Source organism: Variovorax sp. GrIS 2.14, assembly GCF_046115955.1.
GTDB lineage: Bacteria > Pseudomonadota > Gammaproteobacteria > Burkholderiales > Burkholderiaceae_C > Variovorax.
Genome location: NZ_JBJXIA010000082.1, coordinates 1 through 2,020 on the forward strand (window position 1 = coordinate 1; position 2,020 = coordinate 2,020).

At 60.7% G+C, this 2,020-nt stretch carries 1 protein-coding gene; it reads right to left on the bottom strand.

Features of this window, described 5'->3' with window-relative positions; genetic code table 11:
- Positions 1 to 314: 314 nt before the first annotated feature.
- Complete coding sequence (locus RCH10_RS27525) at positions 315 to 1,805, bottom strand: sensor histidine kinase (protein ID WP_409054832.1); 1,491 nt, start codon at positions 1,803 to 1,805, stop codon at positions 315 to 317.
- Positions 1,806 to 2,020 lie beyond the last annotated feature (215 nt).

The following is a 2,020-nucleotide window of genomic DNA, read 5'->3' on the forward strand; positions in this document are numbered from 1 at the left end:
CGGAGGGCCCGTGTGTGTCCGCGTGAACGGTCAGGGCGCTCATGCGGCACCTGCCTTCAGCTCGCGCGCCGGCAGATGAACTTCGGGTGCCGGCCTCCATGAATGCCAGAGTAGTGCCGATGCAGAGCAGCCTCGATCTTTTTACTTTGGGGCTGCCGCTCAAAAGCACTTGATTGATGGGTACCAGCAAATCATGGAAGCAGCAATTCAAGGCGCGCCGCTCGATGTTGGCCTTATCAGGCAAAGGCGGGCCATGAGAGATGGTGCACACCGCAGCTGGATCCGTTCTGGATCGCTCAGAGGCGTGCTGTGGGCTACATGGTGACCGTGACGCATTTGTTAACGCGGGCGATGGCCAGCACATCTTTTGTTACGATCCAGAGGTCATCGCGAGTTTCGCCAGCGGGAGAATTCGCCGCCTTGGACGTCGCATCCAGGTCGAGCGTGAAGCGCGTGCCGCGGCCGACCACCGAGTCAACCTGAACCTGCGTGTCGAGCATTCGCGCCAGACGTGTGACGATGGACAGGCCAAGGCCGGCTCCATCGATCGACCCTTGGTCAGGCCGGTCAACGCGATAGAACTCCTTAAAGATGTTGCCCAGATGCTGTTCAGGTATGCCGAAGCCCTGGTCCCACACCTGCACGCGAACTCCGCCGCGATGGCGCCGCGCGCAGAGCAGGATCTTCCGGTCGGGCTCGCTGTACTTGATGGCGTTACCCACCAGGTTGCCGATCATCCGCCGCATCTGCACGGCATCGGTCATCAGCAGGGATGGTGCGCCACGCCAGCGCAGCGAAATGCGGCGAGCAGCGGCGAGCGGTTCGAACTGGTTGTGCACGTCGGCGAGCAACTGCGCGATGTCAACCTGCCCGATCCGCAGCTGAACCTGGCCGCCGTCGAGGTTGGCCAGGTCGAACAGCGATTCGAAGAGTCCCCTCACCGCCTGGCTCGCTGCAGCGATCTTGGGCGCCAGTTGGAGGTGCATGTCGGGATGCTCGAGCAGGTGCTCGGCATAGAGCGACAACGCCAGCACGGGCTGGCGCATGTCGTGCGACGCCGCCGCAAGGAAGCGGTTTTTGATATGCACGGCTTCGCGTGCTTCCTGTTCCCGCAAGGCGATGTCGTACTGCAGCCCGAACTGCTCGCGCTGGTTGTGGTGGATGCCTTTGCCGAAGCGTCCGAGCAGCCACCAATAGAAGAATGGCAAGCCGAGCAGCAACAGATCCGGTCCCGCGCTGCCGGATTCCTTGGTCGCTGTCATGCCAAGGAGCACTGCAATCAACATGATGAAAAGGGTGTTCGTGTAGGCCCTGGAAAGCGCAGGAACCAATGCGACAGTCGTCAGCGGCGCAGAAGCAACGCAAGCGAGCACCAGCCAGCAACCGAGCTGGTCATAGAGCGGAAGGTTGTCGAAACTGAAGAACAGCGACACGCCCCAGATTGCCCCGTGCAAAGTGAAGATCGGTCGCATGGCGGATATAAAGCCGGCCAGAATTGCCGGCGTGTCCCGGCCAACCATGGCGGCGTAGGCAGCCTCGCGCCGATTGCGCCAGCCCAGGATCGCGAGTCCGGCGATCAGCCAGGTGAGCAGCAATGCTGGCTCCGCGTGACGCCAGCAGAACGCTGCGAAGACGGTCATCAGCGAGGCACTGACACGCTGGCGAAAGAGGGTGCCGCGCAAAAAGTGCCTCACCATACCCGAGCGGATCACAGCCTCGCGCGCTTCGGCCTCTGCGAAAAAGCCATCGTCCGGCTGGGTTTCTTTTTGCCTGCCAAAGACGAGACGCGTGGTCGTCGACTGCATTCGTTCGATACTCAGGTTTGCTGAAAATGGGTGAATCTAAAAAAGATTTCGGCCTAACGATCAGGCGGCATCGCTGCGTCGGCCTGAGCCTCTCTCCCGAGCACCTTGACGTGTCCGGCGGCGGCCTCCCGCCGAACGCTGTAAATCGGCTAGTGGTCAACTCGTAATGTAAACAAATGTTTACAATTCGTAACTGAAAAAAGTCACGAACATTC

Bases quoted from the DNA above. Each gene is read 5' to 3' on its own strand.
- RCH10_RS27525 (WP_409054832.1), bottom strand. From the start codon at position 1,805: ATGCAGTCGACGACCACGCGTCTCGTCTTTGGCAGGCAAAAAGAAACC.